This is a genomic window from Pseudomonas sp. C2.3V (assembly GCF_058536325.1).
Map to the genome: position 1 here is coordinate 76,543 of NZ_JBZUBN010000002.1, position 19,701 is coordinate 96,243.

The window sequence follows — 19,701 nt, forward strand, 5'->3', positions numbered from 1 at the left end:
GTTACTTCCTGTCGAGAGGGAAGCGCTCACCCCGGGTCTTGCGGGTGTCCTGGCCCCACAGCATGAAACGGCTGTTCCCTTCGGAAGTCATCTGCCCGAAATGGAAGCCGGCAATGCCGCGCTGGTCGTAAGCATTTTCGGCCACTTCCTTATGCGAGGTCGGGATCACGAACCGGTCCTCGTAGTTGGCAATTGCCATTACGCGGTACATCTCCTCGGCCTGTCGCTCTGTCAGACCGACCGCATCGAGCGCGGTGGTATCGACAATCCCTTCGATATTGCGCCGACGCATGTAGGCTCTCAGCGCCAGCAGCTTGCGTAGCGTGTCGCGGATGGGCTCCTCTTTTCCCGCCGTCAGCAGGTTGGCCAGGTAGCGGACCGGGATACGCAGGCTATCTACGTCCGGGATGCCTTCAAGGGTAGCCAGGGCGCCTGCATCGGCCGCCTCCTGAATCGGCGACAGGGGAGGGATGTACCAGACCATCGGAACGGTTCGGTATTCAGGGTGAAGCGGGAAGGCTACCTTCCACTCACAGGCCATTTTATAAACGGGCGAGCGCTGGGCCGCCTCGATCCAGTTATCCGATACGCCGTCCTTACGGGCCTGCTCGATTACGGCCGGGTCGTGCGGATCAAGAAAGATGTCCAGCTGCGCCTGATAGCAATCCTGAACATTGGCCTGAGAGGCAACCTCAAGAATCCGGTCGGCGTCGTATAGCATCACACCCAGGTAGCGAATACGGCCCACGCAGGTTTCCGAACACACGGTCGGCTGACCGCTCTCGATGCGCGGATAACAGAAGATGCACTTCTCGGACTTGCCCGTATGCCAGTTGTAATAAACCTTCTTGTAAGGGCACCCGGTTACGCACATGCGCCAGCCGCGGCACTTCTCCTGATCAATCAGGACAATGCCATCTTCTTCGCGCTTATAAATAGCCCCTGACGGGCACGCGGCAACGCAAGTAGGGTTCAGGCAATGCTCACACAGACGAGGGAGGAACATCAGAAAACTGTTTTCAAACTCTCCATAGATCGCTTTCTCGACTTCCTTGAAGTTGTAGTCTTGCGAGCGTTTGTGAAACTCAGTACCGAGTGATTCCTCCCAATTGGGTCCCCAGCTGACCTTTTCCATCCGCTCGCCAGTCACAATCGAAACCGGCTGAGTCGTTGGGGCAGCCTCGCTTTCACCCACGCCATGAATATAGGAATATTCGTAATCGAACGGCTCGTAGTAGTCATCGATTTCCGGCAGCTCCGGATTGGCAAATATCTTGGACAGAATCCGCCATTTGCCGCCGGTCTTCGGTCGCAGTTCACCGCCCTTGCCAAGCACCCAACCACCACGCCAGCGCTCCTGGTTTTCCCAGTCCTTAGGAAAGCCAATGCCCGGTTTGCTTTCTACGTTGTTCCACCAGGCGTACTCGATTCCCTGACGGGTCGTCCAGACCTGTTTACAGGTCACGCTGCAGGTGTGGCAGCCAATGCATTTGTCGAGATTGAGAACCTTGCCGATCTGCGCCCTGACTTTCATGTCCGCTGCCCTTCCACGCGAGATTCCTCTTCGGTTTTCATCACGGCGATCTTTTCGGACAGCGGTCGATCGCGCCAGTCGACGTTTCTCATCTTGCGCAGCACGATGAATTCGTCCCGGTTCGATCCAACGGTGCCGTAATAGTTGAATCCCCAAGACAACTGGGCATAACCACCGATCATGTGTGTGGGCTTAAGCACAACACGGGTGACGGAGTTGTGTATGCCGCCGCGATTCTGCGTAACCTCGCTGCCCGGCACATTTGCCGTACGCTCGGCCGCGTGATACATGAACGCGGCCCCTTCAGGTATGCGTTGGCTGACTACCGCACGTGCGACCAGTGCACCATTACGGTTGAACGCCTCAATCCAGTCGTTATCTTCAATGTCTGCCTTGGCGGCATCACGCTCGCTGATCCAGACGATGGGCCCACCCCGCGCCAAGGTCAGCATAATCAGGTTTTCGGTATAGGTACTGTGGATGCCCCATTTCTGGTGAGGTGTGAGGAGGTTGAGGGCAAGCGGCGGATTGCCGTTGTCATGCGCCTGAGCTAGCTCAAGAGACGCCGAGCGCGTATCGATCGGAGGGCGATACGTGGCGAAGCCTTCGCCAAAATCCCGCATCCAGGGGTGATCCTGATAGAGCTGCTGGCGTCCGGTTAGTGTTCGCCATGGGATCAGCTCGTGCACGTTCGTCCAGCCAGCGTTGTAGGAGATCTCGTGGCTTTCGATGCCGGACCAGACCGGTGATGTCAGGATGGGGCGAGGCTGGGCAGCGATGTCGCGAAACTCAATCTTTTCACCGGCACGTCGTTCAATCAGGTGAGTGTGATCACGGCCGGTTACCTCCGAGAGGGCCTGCCAGGCTTTATAGGCTACCTGTCCGTTGGTTTCAGGTGCCAGCGCCAGCACCGTTTCGATCGCGTCGAGATCCGACCGCATACGTGGACGATTGTTTGCGCCGGGGTCAGGTAGATTGACATCACGCAAGTGTGCTACCTCCGCCTTCGTATCCCACACCATGCCCTTGGTACCGTTCCCGCGTTCCTCAAGCAGGGGACCCACGCTGACAAAGCGGTCGTAAGTCGCGGGGTAGTCGCGGGTAACCAAGGTGATAGCAGGCATGGTGCGTCCTGGAATGCCAGCCGGTCCTCCCTGCTTCCAGTCTTGCCCTCCATAGGGCTGGGACAGTTCGGATGGCGTATCTTTCAGGGTTGGGGTCAGCACTACGTCTTCCTCAACGCCCAGTTCACCAGGCGCAAGCCGCTGAAACGTATTAGCCAGTTCTCGAAAAATGGCCCAATCCGTGCGTGCGCCCCAAACCGGGTCCACCGCGGCTTGCAGTGGATGGATAAAGGGATGCATGTCGGAGGTGTTGAGGTCAGCCTTTTCGTACCAGGTGGCAGTTGGCAGGACCACATCGCTGAAGAGCGTAGTGGTATTCATGCGAAAATCGATGGTAACCAACAGGTCAAGCTTGCCCTCGGGAGCCTGCTCTCGGTAAACCACTTCTTCGGGCCGCTGATCGCTTTCCTCGTTAAGTACATTGTTGCGTGCACCTAACAGGTGTTTCAGAAAATACTCATGACCTTTGCCGCTAGCGCCGAGCAGATTGGAGCGCCAGACGAACAGGTTGCGTGGCCAATTCTCGGGCGCGTCTGGATCTTCGCAGGCCATTTGCAGGGACCCTGCATGAAGGGCGTCGGCCACATACGCAGCCGGGTCTTGGCCTGAAGCGCGTGCGGCACGCGCCACATGCAAGGGATTGGTCTTGAGCTGCGGCGCACTGGGCAGCCACCCCATGCGCTCGGCTCGAACATTGCAGTCGAGCATGGTTCCAGACCACGCCGTGGGATCTGCCAGTGGCGAGATCTGCTCGCGTAACTCCATACGCTCATAGCGCCACTGATCAGTGTGGGCATAGAAAAAACTCGTCCCGTTCATCTGTCGTGGGGGACGCGACCAGTCTGTCGCAAACGCGACCGGCAGCCAGCCGGCTTGAGGCCGCAGCTTTTCCTGCCCGACGTAATGCGCCCAGCCGCCTCCGGACTTCCCTACGCAACCACACAGGATGAGCATCGACATGATGCCGCGGTAGGTCATGTCCATGTTGTACCAGTGGTTCAAGCCCGCACCGAGGATCACCATGGAACGTCCTTGGGTCGCTTCGGCATTGGCTGCAAAACCACGAGCTACGGCAATGCAACGATCCCGCGGAACGCCTGTGATCGACTCCTGCCAGGCGGGCGTTCCTGGAATATTTTCGTCAAAACTGCTTGCGCCGTCCTCGCCCAGTCCGCGACTGACGCCATAGCTGCCAAGCATCAGGTCGAACACAGTCGTGATTTCGACCTCGCGTCCGTCCTTGAGCGTCACACGACGTACAGGTATCCGGCGTTTCTGAATAGGGGCATGGTCAGTAAGACCAAACTTGCCTTCGCTGCCAAAGTAGGGGAAAGCAACGGTTGCAGTCGCCTCGCCTAGCAGCGTTAGGCGCGGGGAGATCTCTGCTCCGCTGGCGCCATCCTTGGGTTCCAGATTCCACTTGCCTTTCTGACCCCAGCGGAACCCGGCGCTGCCCTGTGGCGCTACGATAGCATCGGTCGTTTCGTCAATCACAACGGGTTTCCAGTCGGGATTGTTGTCCTGGCCGAGGTTATCGGCAAAGTCGGCGGCACGAAGCATGCGGCCAGCAACGAGCCCTTCGGGATGACGTTCGAGCACAATCAGGAAGGGCAAGTCGGAGTATTGACGGACGTATTCCTGGAAGTAAGGCACTTGCCGGTCGACGAAGAACTCCTTGAGGATTACATGACACATGGCCAGGGCAAGGGCCGCGTCGGTGCCCTGCTTGGGATGTAGCCACAAGTCGGCGAAGCGGGCCACCTCGATGAAGTCTGGCGCGATCACCACACTTTTGGCCCCGCGATACCGGGCTTCGGTGTAGAAGTGAGCATCGGGCGTCCGTGTCATGGACACATTGGAGCCCCAGAGCAGCAGATAGCCAGAGTTGTACCAGTCTGCACTTTCCGGAACGTCTGTCTGCTCGCCAAAGGTCTGAGGTGATGAGGGTGGCAAGTCGCAGTACCAGTCGTAAAAGGACAGGCACGTGCCTCCGATCAGGCTGAGGTAGCGTGTGCCGGCCGCATAGCTGATCATCGACATGGCGGGAATCGGTGAAAACCCGACCACCCGATCAGGCCCCCAGGCCTTGATTGTGTGAATGTTGGCAGCGGCGATAAGTTCGTTGATCTCATCCCAATCCACTCGTACGAAGCCACCCAAGCCTCGCACTTCCTGGTAACTCCGCCGTTTGGCAGCATCGCCCTGGATGGATTCCCAGGCCTGAACAGGGGAAAGCGTCTTGCGTGCTTCGCGCCAAAGCGCAAGAAGGCGACCGCGTACCATCGGATATTTGATGCGGTTGCTGCTGTAGAGATACCAGGAATAACTGGCGCCACGGGGACAGCCACGCGGCTCATGGTTGGGAAGATCAGGACGGGTCCGCGGGTAGTCGGTCTGCTGAGTTTCCCAGGTCACCAATCCATTTTTGACATAGATCTTCCAGCTACAGCTGCCTGTGCAATTGACGCCATGGGTAGATCGTACGATCTTCTCGCTTTGCCAGCGGGACCGATAATTATCCTCCCAGGCGCGATTTTCGTCAGTGGTTACTCCATGACCTTCCGAGAAAGATCCCTTGTACTTTTTGAAGAACAGTAGTCGATCAACGAACTGGCTCAAAACGTCGGCTCCCTTGTCTCGGTCCTTTCGAGCCTAGCAACGACTATTTTGCTTCGCGAATAGGAGTGTTTAATTCCGATAAGCGGTATTGGTCGAGCGAAGCAAGTTGGCACGTTTTGTGGCGAGCATGCACTTGAGGACGTTGGAAGATAGATACGTCTAGGCTCTTGTAATTACACGCTTTTTTTGTGTGGTTATTTGCGCTTAGGGGTGTCTATTTACCGTTTAAAGAACTCATAGGGAGCCAAAGAACATTGAGTCGTACGAAAGGTACATGCGCTACTGTCAAGCCCGGACCAAGATCAAACATTGCCGTTTTAGGTTCAGCCTTTCGGTAAAGGGTAAGCATTCCGGCTGACGTCATCGCTTGTCAAAACGCCTCAATACGGCCGTCAAATGTTCCGAGAACAACTCTTCAGGTTGCTAATACAGAGGCCAGGGTAGTTTGATGTCCTGGAACGTATTATCATGTGCACAGGCGCATTTGGAGTGCGCGTTTCACCTGCTCATTAAAAGGACTTAGCCATGACCGATATCAATCAAACCGTCCAGCCTGCTCCATTGCAGCAGCCGATTGTCAGCAATTCGAATATGGCTGGCATCGTCTATGTTCTGTACATTGTAGGTTTCTTCAACGGCGTTACCGCGCTGATTGGACTTATCCTAGCCTATGTCAACAGAGATACGGCAGATCCGATTTCTCGTTCGCACCTGGATTATCAGATCCGTACATTCTGGTGGGGACTTCTGTGGCTTGTACTGGGGTTTGCTTCAACCCTGCTTATCATCGGATGGTTCGTGCTGCTTGGCTGGGCAATCTGGACGATTTATCGAATCGTGAAAGGGCTGACGGCAATCAATAATCGTCGTGGAATTTAAGTAAGCGTAATCTCGGCTTATATCTAACTGGCCGCCTGGGGTTTGAATGTTTACCGCCGATACCCCGGGCTGGCGTCCAACCCATAGAAACACACCACCAACAAGCCTGCCTATCAAGACGCACCCATCAGTGTAAGCGCTATCGTTTTCAACACTGCTGCTACTCGTGAATTAAATAACCTTGGAAGATAAGACTGTTCTTATCTGCACATGAGGGCCTGTTATTTAGCAGGGGATATTTTTGACGAGCAATCAAGAAAAGTAGATGGAGCATAATCGGACATGATCAATTCATGTCCGATCTGGTACGCAATGAGCGGTTTTCAAAACTTCAATTGCATAACCCTCTATTAGGCTTAGACGTTTTTAGGGTTCTGCCCGAAGCGGTTATCGACAAGATCTCCTTCCAGGCACATAAGCACCAGGAAAATGATTCCGCCTACTGCTGGAACGCCACTGATAAGAGCCCACCAACCGCTTCGGTTGGTATCATGAAGGCGTCGGATAGTGACGGCCACATTTGGAAGAATCATAGCCAGGGTATAGACACCACATAACCAAGGGCCCCAGCCAATTACTCCATCTACAACGGCAAGTACAACAGTAATGATCGCGCTGAACAGGGCGAACATCCAATATTCTTTCCGTCGAGCACGGCCATCAAACTTGACGTAGTTACTGACTACCGAGAGATACCATTCCATTTATTACATCTTCCTTATACAAGCCAGGCATAAAACGGCAGCATCCTAAAAAACAATGAAGTTTAGGATAGGGAATCAGTAAAAGAACAGATGATTGCACAGAGCTGCTATTTGCCATGAGAGCAAGCAATGCAAGAGAAATCTTTCCCAGATCATCCATAATCTTTCACAGAAGCCAGTCCATAGCTTCAAGGTGGGCGGTAAGTTTACAGATGAAGTCAACTTGACGCTACAGTAAAAGCGCTATCATTCATTCCAGATAAGTGACCAGTGTGTAATAGTTGGAAAATTTAGCTTTTCAATCACTTAGATACGTCGAAGGTATTGAATCAGTGAAGTACCATGGTTGGCGTATCTTTTAAGGTTTGGCAACCTGAGCATTGAAATAGCCGCTATTGCTTGGTTAGGTATACCGGCAGGCATCGTGGATCTATCGTACATGCGGCTGACTCAACCAGACTAAAAAGTCAGACAGTTGTGTAATAGTTCTGACAAACCGTTCAGGATTATAACGTGTAAATGTTACCTTTAAAGGTTTACTAGCGTGTGGCTTCATAACCAGATCCTGGCTCTCAAAACTATCACTACATAGTTTGTGGTTGCATTTGATAAGTCAGCGTTTGCCTATGAAGTGGGCACGTATGCATTCCCTCGTGCAAACCCATTGTCTTAACGTTTAAATCCATTGATACATCGTCAGCATCGACTTCTATCGAACAAAATGTATGGCTGTTCGCTGGGGTGCGATGAGTCCTTAGACAGTCGTAGCATGCCAAGCTGCTACAAGTCACACAGTAGGGTCATATCATTGGGTGGGTATCAACACCGCTATAATCGTCGTAACACTTGAGCGAGATCAAAAACGTTTATCCAGATTTCGATACGTTAGGGGTTCACCTCATACGTTCAGGAGTCTCGGATGGCCAAGAAATTTCCTTTGCAGCCTAAGCATCCGGAGCGCATCTGTTGGGGGTGCGATATGTATTGTCCTGCAAACTCGTTAGCTTGCGGTAATGGCGCCAGCCGTACCATGCATCCGGTTGAGCTGTTTGGTGAAGACTGGGATACGTTCAATGCAACCGGGGGTGAGCCGGCAGAAAGCGAGAGCCCCGAACACCAGCTGAAACAGTAGGTCCGAACGTCCAATTAACCTATCGTACGTTCGTTTGGCTTAAGCTGTAGTCTCTTCAAATCGGATGAGAGGCTATAAGACGTGCTTACCCTGCGGCATGCCTGGTCAGGTCCCGTTGAGCTGGTGGATGCCAGCGGTACGGGTCACCGATTCGCCAAGCACAGCCATGATGAGTGTGTAATTGGCGTTAATTTGGAAGGCGAGGAGCACATCTGGCTGGATGGCAGGATATTCAATGCCGGCAAGGGATCCATCACTCTGTATAACCCCGGCCAAATACAAGGCGGCGGGGCCCATGAGGGAGCCTTCTGGCGCTACGTAGGGCTTTATGTATCGGCGGACTGGCTGGCCCAAAGCCTTGGGGTCAATCAAGTTGAGTTCGAGCGTCCTTTGCTTTATCAGCCAGACATTGCAAACCGCTTTGCCTGCGTGGTGCAAATGGCGTTACGAGGCAGCTCCATGAGCAACCCACACGTTCATCAGGCGTTGGTCCTGTTACTCGCAGAGATCACGGAGCTGAGTGGTGTTGCACTGACCACGCATTCAGCCGAGCCAGAGGTGGTTCTTCGTATTCAGGAGTGTCTTGCCGACTCCTTGGCGCAAATGCCTACTTTGGACGAACTAGCCCTTTTGACCCAGCGATCCAAGTATCAATTGCTGAGGACATTTCAAAAGGAAACGGGGTTGAGCCCACATCAATGGGCCATGCAGCTGAGAACGCGGCGAGCACGGGGACTGCTGCGGCAGGGTATGCCCGCCACGGATGTTGCTTATACGCTTGGCTTTGCTGATCAGAGCCACTTGAGTCGCCACTTTCGTTCGGCTTATGGAATACCGCCTGGCCAATATCAACGCCTCTACAGGTCCTGCAATCCTGTTCAAGATTATTGAGCAGGGGCAACCCATACTGATCGCCCTTTCTTTTCGAGACGCCTGATATGCTGACAATCTTCCTATCGGCCTTTTTGTTTGGCGCTGCGTTCTGCCTGTCGCCTGGACCTGTCCTGGCTGAAACGTTGCGTCGTGGCTTGTCCAATGGTTTCAGGCCGGCCTTAATGGTTCAGGTAGGATCTTTGTTGGGCGATGCCGTGTGGGCTGTATTAGGGTTGGTAGGGCTGTCAGTCCTGCTGGGCCATGAGCCGATTCGCATACCCCTAACGCTACTCTGTGCGGTTTATCTGGCCTGGCTAGGCGTTCAGAGTCTCAAGGATGCGTGGCGCCTGCCGGTCGGTACAAGTGAATCAGGTCAACCGCAGCAGGGCGCCTTGATGGCGGGTGCTGCCATCTCGTTGACTAATCCAAAAAACATTGTGTATTGGGGTGCGTTGGGAAGCGCCTTGTCGGGTATAACAGGCGACACTCCCAGTATTGCAAACACAGCGATGTTCTTTAGCGGAGTCATGAGTGCCTCCATTTTGTGCTGCTTTCTGACGGCAGCGCTTGTTGAGGGATTCCGGCGTGCCAGCTCGCCAAACTGGCATAGAGCCAGCCATGCCCTGTGCGGAATCCTGTTGCTCATCATGGCTGGGCTCGCTCTGCATGGTCTCTGAGTGCGATCTTATACATGCGCTATAAAAGACAGGTAATCGTTTTGATAAAGGTAACGGCCAATCATTACAAAGCAGATGGCTACGATGAGAGGCCTGATCAGTCGGGCACCGCCACCGATAACGGCCAGTGAGCCCAGATAGGCACCCGCAAGCTGTCCGACTGCCATGATGCCACCTACTAGCCAAAGTACCTTGCCGCCCACGATGAAGATTGCAAGGGATGCAAGGTTGCTCGCCAGGTTAAGGGACTTGGCAGTTGCCGTAGCGGTAATAAGGTCGCGGCCCCGTAAGGCTACCTCGCTGAGTGAAAAGAACGAGCCCGTGCCAGGGCCGAAAAAACCGTCGTAAAACCCGATAAGGGGGACAACCAGGAGACGGTGCAGCCGCTCCCCCATGCGCGGCTTGCGCTCAACACTACCTGCGCCTGGCGCAAGCAGAAAGTACAACGCAATACCACCCAATATGAAAGGCACCAGGACTTCAAGAGCGGAGGCATCCACACGCTGAATAACCACGGCGCCTACGGCTGCACCAATAAAGGAGGTCAAGAAGGGCTTTTTGACATCTGCCCAGGCGATCTTGCGTTTACGAAGCAGGGTCAATGTGGCGATTAGCGCCCCAAAGGTGCTCTGGAGTTTATTGGTTGCAATGGCTTGTACCGGTGGGATCTGAGCCAGCATCAGGGTAGGCACGGTAATCAGCCCGCCGCCACCTGCCAGCGTATCGATAAAGCCTGCCGCAAAGGCAACCAGCCCGAGTAACAGCAGAAAGGTGGGATCTAATACTATATCCATTTCAACATCCTTTGATGACGCGAGACGGATACGATAGAGCAATGCCGGGTTTTGTGTTGCAATGTGGTATTGCAGAAATCGCAACAAGGAAGGCGGTATGTCACTGGCTCAGTTATGGGAGCTACAAGCCTTTTGCGCAGTAGTGGATCGCCATAGTTTCGTGAGTGCGGCGCGCCTGCTGGGACGCTCTCCCAGTACAGTGACGCGCGCCATACAGAGCCTTGAGGCGCAGCTGGGGCATGAGCTTTTGCAGCGCTCACAAAAGCAGGTCCGATTGACCGAGGCGGGGGAGGCGTATTATGGCTACGCCAGGCAGATGCTGTCGCTGCAGGCCGAGGCAGAGGAATCACTCTCGGTACAGGGTACGTTGGCGCAAGGGTGGATTCGCTGCTCCGCCCCTGAAAGCCTGATGATGGATTTCTTGCCCAGCGTCATGGCGGAGTTTGGGCGGCGGAACCCACAGATCAGCATCGATATACAGGTAAGCGATGCGGCGCATGATCCCATTGCAGACAAACTGGATTTTGCTATTCGTGGTGGCTTTGCCTACCCTAGCGAGCTGATCGGCGCGCCATTGTGGAGCTATCGGCGTTACCTCTATGCAAGTCCGGCGTATCTCGCCATACGTGGCGTGCCTGAAGCGCCCGAGGCGCTTGTCGAGCATGACCTGCTGATGCATACCTCCCCAAGAATTCTCAAGGATTGGTACTTCAGGCAGGGCGATGCTCAGGTCCGTTACAAGGCCCAGCCCCGTTACCGTCTCAGTTCAGGCGTAGCGTTATATAACGCTGCTGTCCAAGGTCTTGGTATCTGCCGGCTGGCAGACTGGCTTGCAGAACCGGCGGTGCAGGCGGGACGTTTAGTCCGGGTATGCAGCCATTATCGACTGACCTCCTCAACCGGGCATGACCCACAGATACATGCCGTTTATGCCAGTACCCAGCTGCCCCAGCGAGTGCGCGCATTTCTGGAGGCAATCAAAAGCGCCGCGCGTGAACGTTACGCCTGAAGCGGTTGAGTCGTTGGTGCGACAGGCCCAATCACCCTGCAGAGGTACAGATGCTTGTAACCGTTTATGGTGTCGTCTTGTTCGCGGCGGCCTTGCATGCCACTTGGAATGCGATCGTCAAAAGTGGAAGCGACAAGATCCTTATCACTGCAGTGATTACCGCTGCAGCGGCATTGATAGCAGCCTTGATCCTGCCATTTGTCCCTCCGCCGGCAGCGCCCAGCTGGGGTTTCATTGGAGCATCTGCTGTACTGCAGGTGGTGTATTACAACCTGGTGGCACAGACTTATCGCGTCGCTGAAATGAACCTGGCATACCCGTTGATGCGGGGAACGGCGCCGCTGCTGGTAGCGGTCATCAGCACGGTGGGATTAGGCGAGCATCTGAGCACGACGGCCTGGATGGGTATCGGCACGCTTTGTCTGGGTATCTTATTGATGGCGCGCCAACGTGCATCCAGGCACGGGACAGGGGTTTGTCTGGCGCTACTTAACGCCCTGGTTATTGCTACTTATACATTGGTAGACGGGGCGGGCGTCAGAGTATCGGGCGCACCGCTAGCCTATACTTTATGGATTTTTCTTCTGACAGGCGCGGTCATGACGGCCTGGATGCTATTGCGCAACGCGCATGCCTTCGGATCATTTTTCCGCATTCAATGGCTGGTGGGACTGGTAGGGGGAGCTGGAACATTGGCGTCTTATGGCTTGGCGCTTTGGGCGATGACCCTGGCGCCTGTGGCCGTCATCGCTGCCTTGCGAGAGACCTCGATTATATTTGCGGCGCTCATCTCCGTGCTTGTTCTGAAAGAGCGCATGAGTCGGGGTCGAATTGCGGCGGTATGTGTCATGGCTATCGGGGCAATGATTCTGCGTCTGGCTTGACTAGTCAGGTGGCAAGCCAGATGCCAGCAAGTCTCGCCGATATTTGACGAAGCCGCGCTTGCTGTCACCCTTGAAGCCTGCCCGCTCGAAGAAGGCGTGGGCCTGAGTCCGGTGGGCTGAACTCAATAACATGATCTTAGAGCAATCCTTTTTGATACAGCGTTGCTCGATGGCTCTGATCAGCTGCCTGCCGACGCCCGTTCCGCGTTGCGCCTCGTCAACGATTACATTCTCTACCACCGCAAACGGTTGAAAACCAAACATTGCATCCTTGCAGAAGATCAGCAACGCGCTGGCGATAACGGTGCCGCCATATTCGGCCACTAAAAGCTCATGGACAGGATCATGCTGAAGTTCCTCCAGACGAGCCGGAAGCACAGTAATGAATGCACTGTCCACAAGTTGGCTGTATAGCCGTTGGAGGTAGCCGGCATCGTCAGGTTGTGCACGTCGAACGGTTAACATGCGTGGACGATCTCTGTTGTGGTGCGTTGGCAGACTTTATCTGTGGCCTTACCGAGGGATATCTCCGGTTGGCCGAAGCATCTTGTACATCGGTATACAGTCCAGCGTAAGACCACGAGGCGAATGGTAAGTGGATACCTTTTCACCTACAAAACCACACTTTCGATAGAACGGCGCCGCGTTCAGGGTTGCATCCAGGTGAAGGTAGTCCAGGTCTGCCTGAACGGCAAGCGTTTCGAGATGCTCCAGCATCTGGCGCGCAGCCCCTTGTCCCATGTAGTGGGGTAATACAAAGATTGCGTCGATCTTGCCGGATGTCAGGTCAACCATACCTGTTCCGATGATGCGCTCATCCGAGACCAGGACATGGAAATGGTCCTCGACATCATTTTCATAGCTTTGCGTAAAGGTGCCACTGGTCCAGATCCGGATCTGCTCGTCACTGTAGGACGATGGGCATTGATGACGAATGGCCTCACAGCGGACTGTCCAGGTGTCCGCCGTGTCTGCGCGGTTTGCCTTGCGAATGTGAAACACGTTATGACCCCTCTGATTGAGCAGCCGGACGGACTCATTGCCTGGCACCACGAGGCGCTATTTGCTGCGTGCAGAGAGGGTACATCCAGGAAGACGCACAGAGCCACAACAGCACACCTGCGCTGGCGACCAGCGCCAGTATTTTAAACGCTTCAGCATAGCCGTAACGGGCTGCGAAAAATCCGCCCAGGCTGGTACTCAAGGCAGCACCGATGCCCTGTACTGTCATGACGGCAGCAAGGCCGGTGTTGAATCGCCCGGAACCATCCAGAATGCAGGCTACCAATCCCGGTACGGCTACGCCCAGCAAGCCCGCACCAATACCGTCGAGCAACTGGACAGGGATCAGAACCCAGGGTGCCTGGATGAATGAGGCCAGCAGGCCGCGAAGAGGCAAGGCCAACAGTGCCAGTATAAACACGATGTAATAGCCCTTGGTCTGGGCCAATCTGGCCGCCAGCAGTGCCATGACGATCATGGTGGCCTGAGCCACGATTACCGTAGCCGCGGTATAGGCGCTGGGGTCGCCAGCGGTGCCGCGCGCTACCATTGCCTGGCCCAGCAGCGGGAGCATTGCCGCATTGCCAAGGTGAAAGAGCAGCACTGTAACTGCCACGGTTAGAAGGGGGCGGTTGCGGAAAAGGGCTGACCAGGAAAGCTTTTGCGCATGATCCGGCGAGCCAGCGCGGGCTGCCTCGTGATCAATCTGGTCAGCCCGTATCCTGGCTAGCATATACAAGGCGGCCAATGTCAGAACGCCCATCAGGACGAATACAGCGCCCAGGCCAAACCAGTAGCCGAATACGCCAGCGCCGATTGCAGCAAAGGCATTACCACCATGGTTGAACGCTTCATTTCGACCTAGCTGATGGTCGAACCCTCGTGTTCCTACAAGGCCCAGGGTAAGTCCTGCAATGGCGGGTGGAATAGCGGCACTGGCGATACCGGCAACCATCTGCGCGATGCTGGTAAAGAGAAAAGTAGGTAGAAAATAATTGAGGGCGCAGGCCACAAGAATGCACAAGGCAGCCCATGCAACAATACCGCGCTTGGCCTGTAGTGCGTCCACCAGCATTCCCAGCGGTGTGGTCAGGAGCAAGCCGGCTAACCCGCCTAGTGTCATGACCAGTCCTATTCGGTCCGCGGTCCAGCCCTGTTGCTGAAGAAAGATTCCAAGGAATGGGCCAAGCCCGTCACGAACATCCGCAAGAAAGAAGTTCAGGCCGTTCAAGAACGCAGCGGGCGCCATGTGGATGCATGCCTCTTATGTCCATTGGATAACGACTACTCATCCTGATTTAAAACATTTTGCAACCTTTAAGGAAGAATTAAGCCAGCCCCGTTAGCGTGATCACATCAAAAGCTGCATTGAGGATGCATCACATGAGATCACCTATATCTATCTGGACAACCTGGGTCCTGGCTTTTGCTGACGACACGCGGAAAACCCGGCAGCAGCTGCGTTAACGCCGTTCTGAACGATATACAGCCACTGATCTCCAGACTGTCACCAAGGGAGTCGTTTCATGATTGCTCGGATTTCGAGAACGCTGACCTGGATGCACAAGGTTTTTTCCTACGTCGGCTGGCCGCTGTTCTGGTTGTTTATCTGGGATGTCATCGTTACGGCCGATTCGATGTTGCTGATGAATAATCGGCTAAACCTGCCTCTTATGCCGCTGACGCTGCTCTGTTCAGCACTGGTCGTCCTGATCAGCTTTCGCAATACAAGCGCCTATAACCGGTGGTGGGAAGCACGTACCTTATGGGGTGCCATGGTAAACAGTTCACGGAGTTTGGGTCGCCAGGTATTGACCTTGATCGATGATCAAGACGATAGGCGAAATCCAATCAAAGCGCTGCTGTTTCGCCGACACGTGGCCTACCTCAAGGCGCTTTCCGCTCACCTCAAGGGCCAAGCTTGCCCCGCGGATGTCGCGACGCTGCTACCTGCCGATGAGTTTGCCCGCCGACATGACACCAATAACTTTCCCAACGATATCCTGAACGCCTCCGCAGCGATTGTGGCGCAGGAGTACCAGGCGGGTAGGTTGGACAGCATACGTCTGGCCCGTATGGAATCTACTCTCGTGGAGATTTCGAACCATCAGGGTGGAATGGAGCGTATTGCCAACACGCCATTACCCTTTCCCTATGTGTATTTCCCGCGGCTGTTCATTTCGCTGTTCTGCCTGATCGTTCCGGTTGGCCTAGTGTCGTCTATGGGGTGGTATACGCCACTGGTTTCTACCGTCGTAGGCTTCATGCTGCTGGCGATCGAGCGGATCGGGACCGATCTGCAAACCCCGTTTGCCAACAGCCAGCACCAGATCCAGATGAACTCGCTGTGCAGCAATATCGAAAAGAACCTGGCCTCCATGTTCAAAGAGCCTTCGCGGCTGGAGTTCGGCTTTATGCCACGGCGACTCAGCTATCAACCTAGCGCCACCGTTGCGTAATCGCCAATAGCCTGCCGTGGTCCCTTGGGCGACACAGTCACCTATCGAGATGCATGTTCTGTTTGAAAGCCTCAAATAGCCATGCATCTCAAAGGTTCGGTAACAGGAATTAATACCAGAAGGCTCAAAAGCGGTTCGTTTACATCCTTTGGATCGATTTTATATTTAGCCTTTTCCTTGAAGAATCGACCGGCGTCTTGGTGATGCACTCGCAGGTGGAAGCCATGCACAAGGTTCATCTACCGCAGGGCAATACCGCGTTACGGATAGCCAGGAATACGCCGTTCTTCAGCACGCCAACCGGTGCTGATCTGGTCGATTAACCGGGTCGCCAGGTAGCGATCCCTATGGATACAAGGAAAGGAAATCATATGTCCCGCTTGAAACCACTCGCTGCTGCCATCCTGCTGGCCTTCGCGATGCCCTCATGGGCTGAAATGAATACTGCCGACGTTATGCAGGACGGAGAAAACAACACGGCAACCCTTGAGCAGGCTGGTACCGCTATCAATAGCCAGGCCTCTATCAGTCAGCTGGGAAGCAGTCATATCGGGGTTATCCAACAGCAACAGGTCAATAACGGTCAGGTATCAATTACTCAGGAGGGTTCTGCCAACGAAGGGCAGATCTACCAGGGGGGCGGCGGTCAAGATAACAGTGTGGCGCTTGAGCAGCGGGGCGATTCGAACCTGGCCACGCTGAATCAGGGTAGCGGAATAGCGCAAGTCGCTGATTTGCGAGCCACCCAGGAAGGAACAGGCAATACTATGCACGTAACCCAAAACGGGTTTGATACGGTGCTCGGTGTTACTTCTCGTGGCAATAACAACTGGGTCGAAGCTGTGCAGTACGGCGGCACCACATCAGGCAGTGTTACGCAGGAAGGCGATAACAATACGGCTTACTTCAGACAGTCAGGAGGTGGCGGTGCTGGCATTAGCCAATATGGCAATGGCAACAGCGCTTCGCTGGAACAATCCACGCGTGAGTTCGCCAACGGTGGGATATCCCAGTCGGGTGATAACAATTTTGCCTCTGTCAGACAGAGCAATATGTTTGGCGGTCTGGGTGTCTCACAAGAAGGCTTGAATAACGAGCTTTATGTCGTGCAAGGGACACGAGGCTCCAACCTTTCTGGCTCCACCGTTGGCAATGATAACGACGTTGAAATCAGCCAGTACAGTGACACCAGCACTATCAACTACAGCCAAACCGGGGACCTGAATATTGCTCAGATCGATCAGGTGGGATATCAGACACAAAACTCAGTGTCGCTTACCCAGAACGGCATCGCCAACCAGGCGCTGATTACTCAGGGTGGCGATACCTTCTATGGCAACACTGCAGGCATTACGCAAACAGGTACGGCAAACCGCGCAACAATTACCCAGCAGTAACGTTTAACCATGAAAATAAATGCCGCGCTGAACGTCTCTCGACGACAGCGCGGTGTTTATCATGAACTTACTGCTTTTGAATGAAGCCCTGGATGATGTCCAGTGACACGTCGCTCACACCCTGCATGCCCTTTACCTTGCTCAGGGCTGACTGAGCAGCGTCTACCGAACTGTAACGGATGACGCCCATGCCTGCCGCCGAAGAGGCTTGAACCATCATACCGCCAGTAGCTTTTGCAACCTGATCAATAACAGACGCATCCTGTACAAATACCTTCAGGCGCGGAGGCACGAGCACGGCTTGCCCGGAGGTCAGGTTCACTGCGACGCCCATCTCGCTCGGACCTGAGGCAGTGCTGGCTGCCGCCGCGGATTGCGACTTGAGCTGAGCCTGATTACCCTGCGGCAGCCTGATCGCATACGGCCCTATCTGTCCCACCACATTACTGTCTGCCTGTAGCGTCTGCTGGCGGCTCTGGCTTTGCGTGGTTGACGGCGTTTGAGCAGAGGCAGTGGAGTCGATACGCTGAACCGTTGCGTTGGGCACGAGGCGAAACGGGGTGTTTCCGACATTGAAGCTGGCCCCGGTTGCCGCCTGCTGAAGACGCGCCGCGTCTGTGGTCTGCGCCTGTACCAGAGGTGTTGCAGCCAGGGTAACGGTTAAGAAGAATAAAGTGGCTATTTTCATGATCAGTGCCCCACCACGCGAAGTTTGAAGTCTTGCAGCTTGGCGGCATTACCCCCCGCATCAACCACATCCGTTAACGAAAGCGTCCAGTCACCCGTCGCCGGCTCATCCAGAAACGCGTTGCTCGCCGCCAGTGAAACGGTGAACCCGGTCCCGGACGTAACATCCGATAGCGTCGAGAAAGGCGTCATGACATAGCTTTTGGTACCGCTTGGCGAGGTTAGAACGGCCTTCAGGTTTGATGGCTTCATATGGCTGGTCTGGAAGCTGAGCTGTACCGCCTCAACCTTGATGCTCTGATTGATCCGCACGCGCAATGTTGCCGGAGCATTCACACCGCCAATCGGGCTGGCAGGATCACTGGAGGCTTTCCAATGCGTATCTTTCATCGCCGGCAGTAGCTTGAAGCTCATGGCTTTATTGACGGCCGCGGTTGCATCCACCAATCCAAACCCATACCAGTTGCTGAAGTGATGGCCTGCCGCGTTGGTGATCCATCCCGGCTCGATCACTGTTCCGCCGTAGCTCACTACCGGCTGATAAGGATCAAGCGGCCGCGCAGTGCTGGCCAGGATATATTTCACGTCGCGCTGAGTCAGCTTGGGATTGGCACCCAACATCAGGCTCACCACCCCTGACACTGTGGGCGCGGCAGAAGAGGTGCCGTTCATGCGTCCCCAGTAATTGCAGGAGTTGTCGATAGGTGACTGACTGCCTTCCAAGGCGTTGGAAACAGTATTTGCGGTATTGGCTCCGCGGGAACAGCCCATCAGATCAGTGGTTACGATGGCAGGAGAATAGTAGGTCGGCCTGATCGCTTCCCGTACATTGGTAAGGTCCGGGTTATAGGCCCTCTGATTGCCAAATTCGCCACCAAAGCCTGAGATCCACACCGACGATCCGGCTGTGGAGTAAGACGAGCGGAGCCCTCGAGCATTCACGGCGGCGGCGGTAATAATCGTGATCAGGTTGTTGTTGGGATCAACCGTTGAAGATGCGCAAGTCACATTTAGCTCGGCTGCCTTTTCAGAACAGATATTGACTCGGCCAAACGCAGTATAGGTAAAGAACTCCTTGAAGGAGTTGCCTGCCGACTTGACATAAATTCCGCCCTTGCCATTACGCGTGGACTGCATCAAACGTTCCCAGGCGGCCTGCTCGCTGGTAGAGAATGCAGGATAGTAAGGTGTACTGCTGCCCCAACTATTATTGAAAACGGCCACATCCTTGGATTCGTCGCCGCTGCCCCAGGCGTACAGAATGTTTGCATCCTGGCTCGCCGGGTCTGCATCGCTGGCCAGGAAGTTAAAGCCCTTCAGCTTCGCCTCGGGTGCGATGCCTCGTCCTCCTTTTCCGTTCCATCCCATTTCGGCAATGATGCCTGCCACCGAGGTGCCGTGTTCATCGGTATCGACACTCGGCGTCGGATCGTTTGATCCGTTTACGAAGTTCTTCGAGCCATTTGGCACGACGTTACCTGACAAGTCTTCATGACGTATTTCCAAGCCATCATCGACCACCCCGACAATGACGTTCTTCCCTCGTATACCCAGCTCATGCAATACACCCATCCGCAGATCCACGCCGGCAAGTGGCGTGACATCACCGATTACCTTTTGTCCTCTATTGCGTAAATGCCACTGGTAAATGAACAGTGGGTCGCTGCCATTCTGAACATTTTGTGCGGCTTGTGATGATGCAGTGTCTTCGGCAGCGTATGCAATACCGCAGACTCCCCCTGCAAAAAGCGAAACTAATAAAAAAACAGGTTGTTTGGATGAGAGCATTATTCCGGTCCTTCGCTTTATCTAGAGATTTAGCCAGGCAGGATTAACGATACGCCCAGATTCGTTTTTCCTGATACGAATATAGAATTAACGTCTCGTTTTTTAAATCAGGTGTATTGACTGTTTGCTGGAGGTGTTT

The 19,701-nt window shown here is 54.6% G+C and carries 17 protein-coding genes; 8 read left to right on the top strand and 9 right to left on the bottom strand.

Going from position 1 to position 19,701, the window contains the following annotated elements; translation table 11 throughout:
• Position 1: 1 nt before the first annotated feature.
• Both narH and AC4LF3_RS20200 read right to left on the bottom strand, forming a co-directional pair.
• Positions 2 to 1,534, bottom strand: coding sequence for a nitrate reductase subunit beta (narH, locus tag AC4LF3_RS20195; protein ID WP_074825624.1), 1,533 nt, complete (start codon positions 1,532 to 1,534; stop codon positions 2 to 4).
• Positions 1,531 to 5,277 (bottom strand): nitrate reductase subunit alpha, encoded by a 3,747-nt coding sequence (locus AC4LF3_RS20200; RefSeq protein ID WP_491836474.1) that lies wholly within the window; start codon positions 5,275 to 5,277, stop codon positions 1,531 to 1,533. Before AC4LF3_RS20200 ends, narH begins: the two co-directional genes overlap by 4 nt.
• Before the next feature lie 525 nt (positions 5,278 to 5,802).
• Here AC4LF3_RS20200 and AC4LF3_RS20205 point away from each other — a divergent pair.
• On the top strand, positions 5,803 to 6,156 hold the full coding sequence (locus AC4LF3_RS20205; RefSeq protein WP_010798579.1) for a DUF4870 family protein: 354 nt from the start codon (positions 5,803 to 5,805) through the stop codon (positions 6,154 to 6,156).
• Between the two features lie 356 nt (positions 6,157 to 6,512).
• On the opposite strand, the gene AC4LF3_RS20210 is transcribed toward AC4LF3_RS20205, so the two are convergent.
• A complete protein-coding gene (locus AC4LF3_RS20210; RefSeq protein ID WP_010798578.1) occupies positions 6,513 to 6,860 on the bottom strand; it encodes a DUF805 domain-containing protein in 348 nt (115 codons plus the stop codon).
• A gap of 919 nt (positions 6,861 to 7,779) precedes the next feature.
• Between AC4LF3_RS20210 and AC4LF3_RS20215 the strand changes: the two genes are divergently transcribed.
• The 3 genes from AC4LF3_RS20215 (at position 7,780) to AC4LF3_RS20225 (ending at position 9,542) form a co-directional block, all read left to right on the top strand.
• Positions 7,780 to 7,992 (top strand): DUF3079 domain-containing protein, encoded by a 213-nt coding sequence (locus tag AC4LF3_RS20215; protein ID WP_010798577.1) that lies wholly within the window; start codon positions 7,780 to 7,782, stop codon positions 7,990 to 7,992.
• Between the two features lie 81 nt (positions 7,993 to 8,073).
• Positions 8,074 to 8,883 (top strand): AraC family transcriptional regulator, encoded by an 810-nt coding sequence (locus tag AC4LF3_RS20220; protein ID WP_010798576.1) that lies wholly within the window; start codon positions 8,074 to 8,076, stop codon positions 8,881 to 8,883.
• 47 nt (positions 8,884 to 8,930) lie between these two features.
• On the top strand, positions 8,931 to 9,542 hold the full coding sequence (locus tag AC4LF3_RS20225; RefSeq protein WP_019363901.1) for a LysE family transporter: 612 nt from the start codon (positions 8,931 to 8,933) through the stop codon (positions 9,540 to 9,542).
• 8 nt (positions 9,543 to 9,550) lie between these two features.
• Here the strand turns inward: AC4LF3_RS20225 and AC4LF3_RS20230 are convergent, their stop codons facing one another.
• Positions 9,551 to 10,336 (bottom strand): TSUP family transporter, encoded by a 786-nt coding sequence (locus tag AC4LF3_RS20230; protein WP_491836477.1) that lies wholly within the window; start codon positions 10,334 to 10,336, stop codon positions 9,551 to 9,553.
• A 97-nt stretch (positions 10,337 to 10,433) separates the two neighbouring features.
• Here AC4LF3_RS20230 and AC4LF3_RS20235 point away from each other — a divergent pair, with 97 nt between their 5' ends.
• Together AC4LF3_RS20235 and AC4LF3_RS20240 are read left to right on the top strand one after the other, a co-directional pair.
• Positions 10,434 to 11,345, top strand: coding sequence for a LysR family transcriptional regulator (locus AC4LF3_RS20235; RefSeq protein ID WP_289925858.1), 912 nt, complete (start codon positions 10,434 to 10,436; stop codon positions 11,343 to 11,345).
• Between the two features lie 50 nt (positions 11,346 to 11,395).
• Positions 11,396 to 12,229: an EamA family transporter gene (locus AC4LF3_RS20240; RefSeq protein WP_491836479.1), complete on the top strand. Its 834-nt coding sequence runs from the start codon at positions 11,396 to 11,398 to the stop codon at positions 12,227 to 12,229.
• On the opposite strand, the gene AC4LF3_RS20245 is transcribed toward AC4LF3_RS20240, so the two are convergent.
• Genes AC4LF3_RS20245 through AC4LF3_RS20255 form a run of 3 tightly spaced genes read right to left on the bottom strand, consistent with a single transcriptional unit; the run spans position 12,230 to position 14,480 of the window.
• A complete protein-coding gene (locus AC4LF3_RS20245) occupies positions 12,230 to 12,694 on the bottom strand; it encodes a GNAT family N-acetyltransferase (protein ID WP_491836481.1) in 465 nt (154 codons plus the stop codon).
• Between the two features lie 48 nt (positions 12,695 to 12,742).
• The gene (locus AC4LF3_RS20250; RefSeq protein WP_010798570.1) at positions 12,743 to 13,231 is read right to left on the bottom strand and encodes a GNAT family N-acetyltransferase; all 489 of its coding nucleotides are present in this window, start codon (positions 13,229 to 13,231) and stop codon (positions 12,743 to 12,745) included.
• Between the two features lie 34 nt (positions 13,232 to 13,265).
• Complete coding sequence (locus tag AC4LF3_RS20255) at positions 13,266 to 14,480, bottom strand: MFS transporter (protein ID WP_491836483.1); 1,215 nt, start codon at positions 14,478 to 14,480, stop codon at positions 13,266 to 13,268.
• Positions 14,481 to 14,757: 277 nt separating this feature from the next.
• Here AC4LF3_RS20255 and AC4LF3_RS20260 point away from each other — a divergent pair, with 277 nt between their 5' ends.
• Entirely contained in the window at positions 14,758 to 15,690 is a 933-nt protein-coding gene (locus tag AC4LF3_RS20260; protein ID WP_074825642.1) for a bestrophin family protein, read from the top strand.
• A gap of 371 nt (positions 15,691 to 16,061) precedes the next feature.
• Entirely contained in the window at positions 16,062 to 17,087 is a 1,026-nt protein-coding gene (locus AC4LF3_RS20265; protein WP_491836485.1) for a hypothetical protein, read from the top strand.
• Positions 17,088 to 17,154: 67 nt separating this feature from the next.
• Here AC4LF3_RS20265 and AC4LF3_RS20270 read toward each other — a convergent pair whose 3' ends face one another.
• Together AC4LF3_RS20270 and AC4LF3_RS20275 are read right to left on the bottom strand one after the other, a co-directional pair.
• The gene (locus tag AC4LF3_RS20270) at positions 17,155 to 17,775 is read right to left on the bottom strand and encodes a hypothetical protein (RefSeq protein ID WP_491836487.1); all 621 of its coding nucleotides are present in this window, start codon (positions 17,773 to 17,775) and stop codon (positions 17,155 to 17,157) included.
• Between the two features lie 2 nt (positions 17,776 to 17,777).
• Complete coding sequence (locus tag AC4LF3_RS20275) at positions 17,778 to 19,562, bottom strand: S8 family serine peptidase (protein WP_312271489.1); 1,785 nt, start codon at positions 19,560 to 19,562, stop codon at positions 17,778 to 17,780.
• Between the last annotated feature and the right edge of the window lie 139 nt (positions 19,563 to 19,701).

Bases quoted from the DNA above. Each gene is read 5' to 3' on its own strand.
- AC4LF3_RS20275 (WP_312271489.1), bottom strand. From the start codon at position 19,562: ATGCTCTCATCCAAACAACCTGTTTTTTTATTAGTTTCGCTTTTTGCA.
- AC4LF3_RS20215 (WP_010798577.1), top strand. From the start codon at position 7,780: ATGGCCAAGAAATTTCCTTTGCAGCCTAAGCATCCGGAGCGCATCTGT.
- AC4LF3_RS20210 (WP_010798578.1), bottom strand. From the start codon at position 6,860: ATGGAATGGTATCTCTCGGTAGTCAGTAACTACGTCAAGTTTGATGGC.
- AC4LF3_RS20245 (WP_491836481.1), bottom strand. From the start codon at position 12,694: ATGTTAACCGTTCGACGTGCACAACCTGACGATGCCGGCTACCTCCAA.
- AC4LF3_RS20270 (WP_491836487.1), bottom strand. From the start codon at position 17,775: ATGAAAATAGCCACTTTATTCTTCTTAACCGTTACCCTGGCTGCAACA.
- AC4LF3_RS20265 (WP_491836485.1), top strand. From the start codon at position 16,062: ATGTCCCGCTTGAAACCACTCGCTGCTGCCATCCTGCTGGCCTTCGCG.
- AC4LF3_RS20260 (WP_074825642.1), top strand. From the start codon at position 14,758: ATGATTGCTCGGATTTCGAGAACGCTGACCTGGATGCACAAGGTTTTT.
- AC4LF3_RS20240 (WP_491836479.1), top strand. From the start codon at position 11,396: ATGCTTGTAACCGTTTATGGTGTCGTCTTGTTCGCGGCGGCCTTGCAT.
- AC4LF3_RS20255 (WP_491836483.1), bottom strand. From the start codon at position 14,480: ATGGCGCCCGCTGCGTTCTTGAACGGCCTGAACTTCTTTCTTGCGGAT.
- AC4LF3_RS20235 (WP_289925858.1), top strand. From the start codon at position 10,434: ATGTCACTGGCTCAGTTATGGGAGCTACAAGCCTTTTGCGCAGTAGTG.
- AC4LF3_RS20205 (WP_010798579.1), top strand. From the start codon at position 5,803: ATGACCGATATCAATCAAACCGTCCAGCCTGCTCCATTGCAGCAGCCG.
- AC4LF3_RS20225 (WP_019363901.1), top strand. From the start codon at position 8,931: ATGCTGACAATCTTCCTATCGGCCTTTTTGTTTGGCGCTGCGTTCTGC.
- narH (WP_074825624.1), bottom strand. From the start codon at position 1,534: ATGAAAGTCAGGGCGCAGATCGGCAAGGTTCTCAATCTCGACAAATGC.
- AC4LF3_RS20230 (WP_491836477.1), bottom strand. From the start codon at position 10,336: ATGGATATAGTATTAGATCCCACCTTTCTGCTGTTACTCGGGCTGGTT.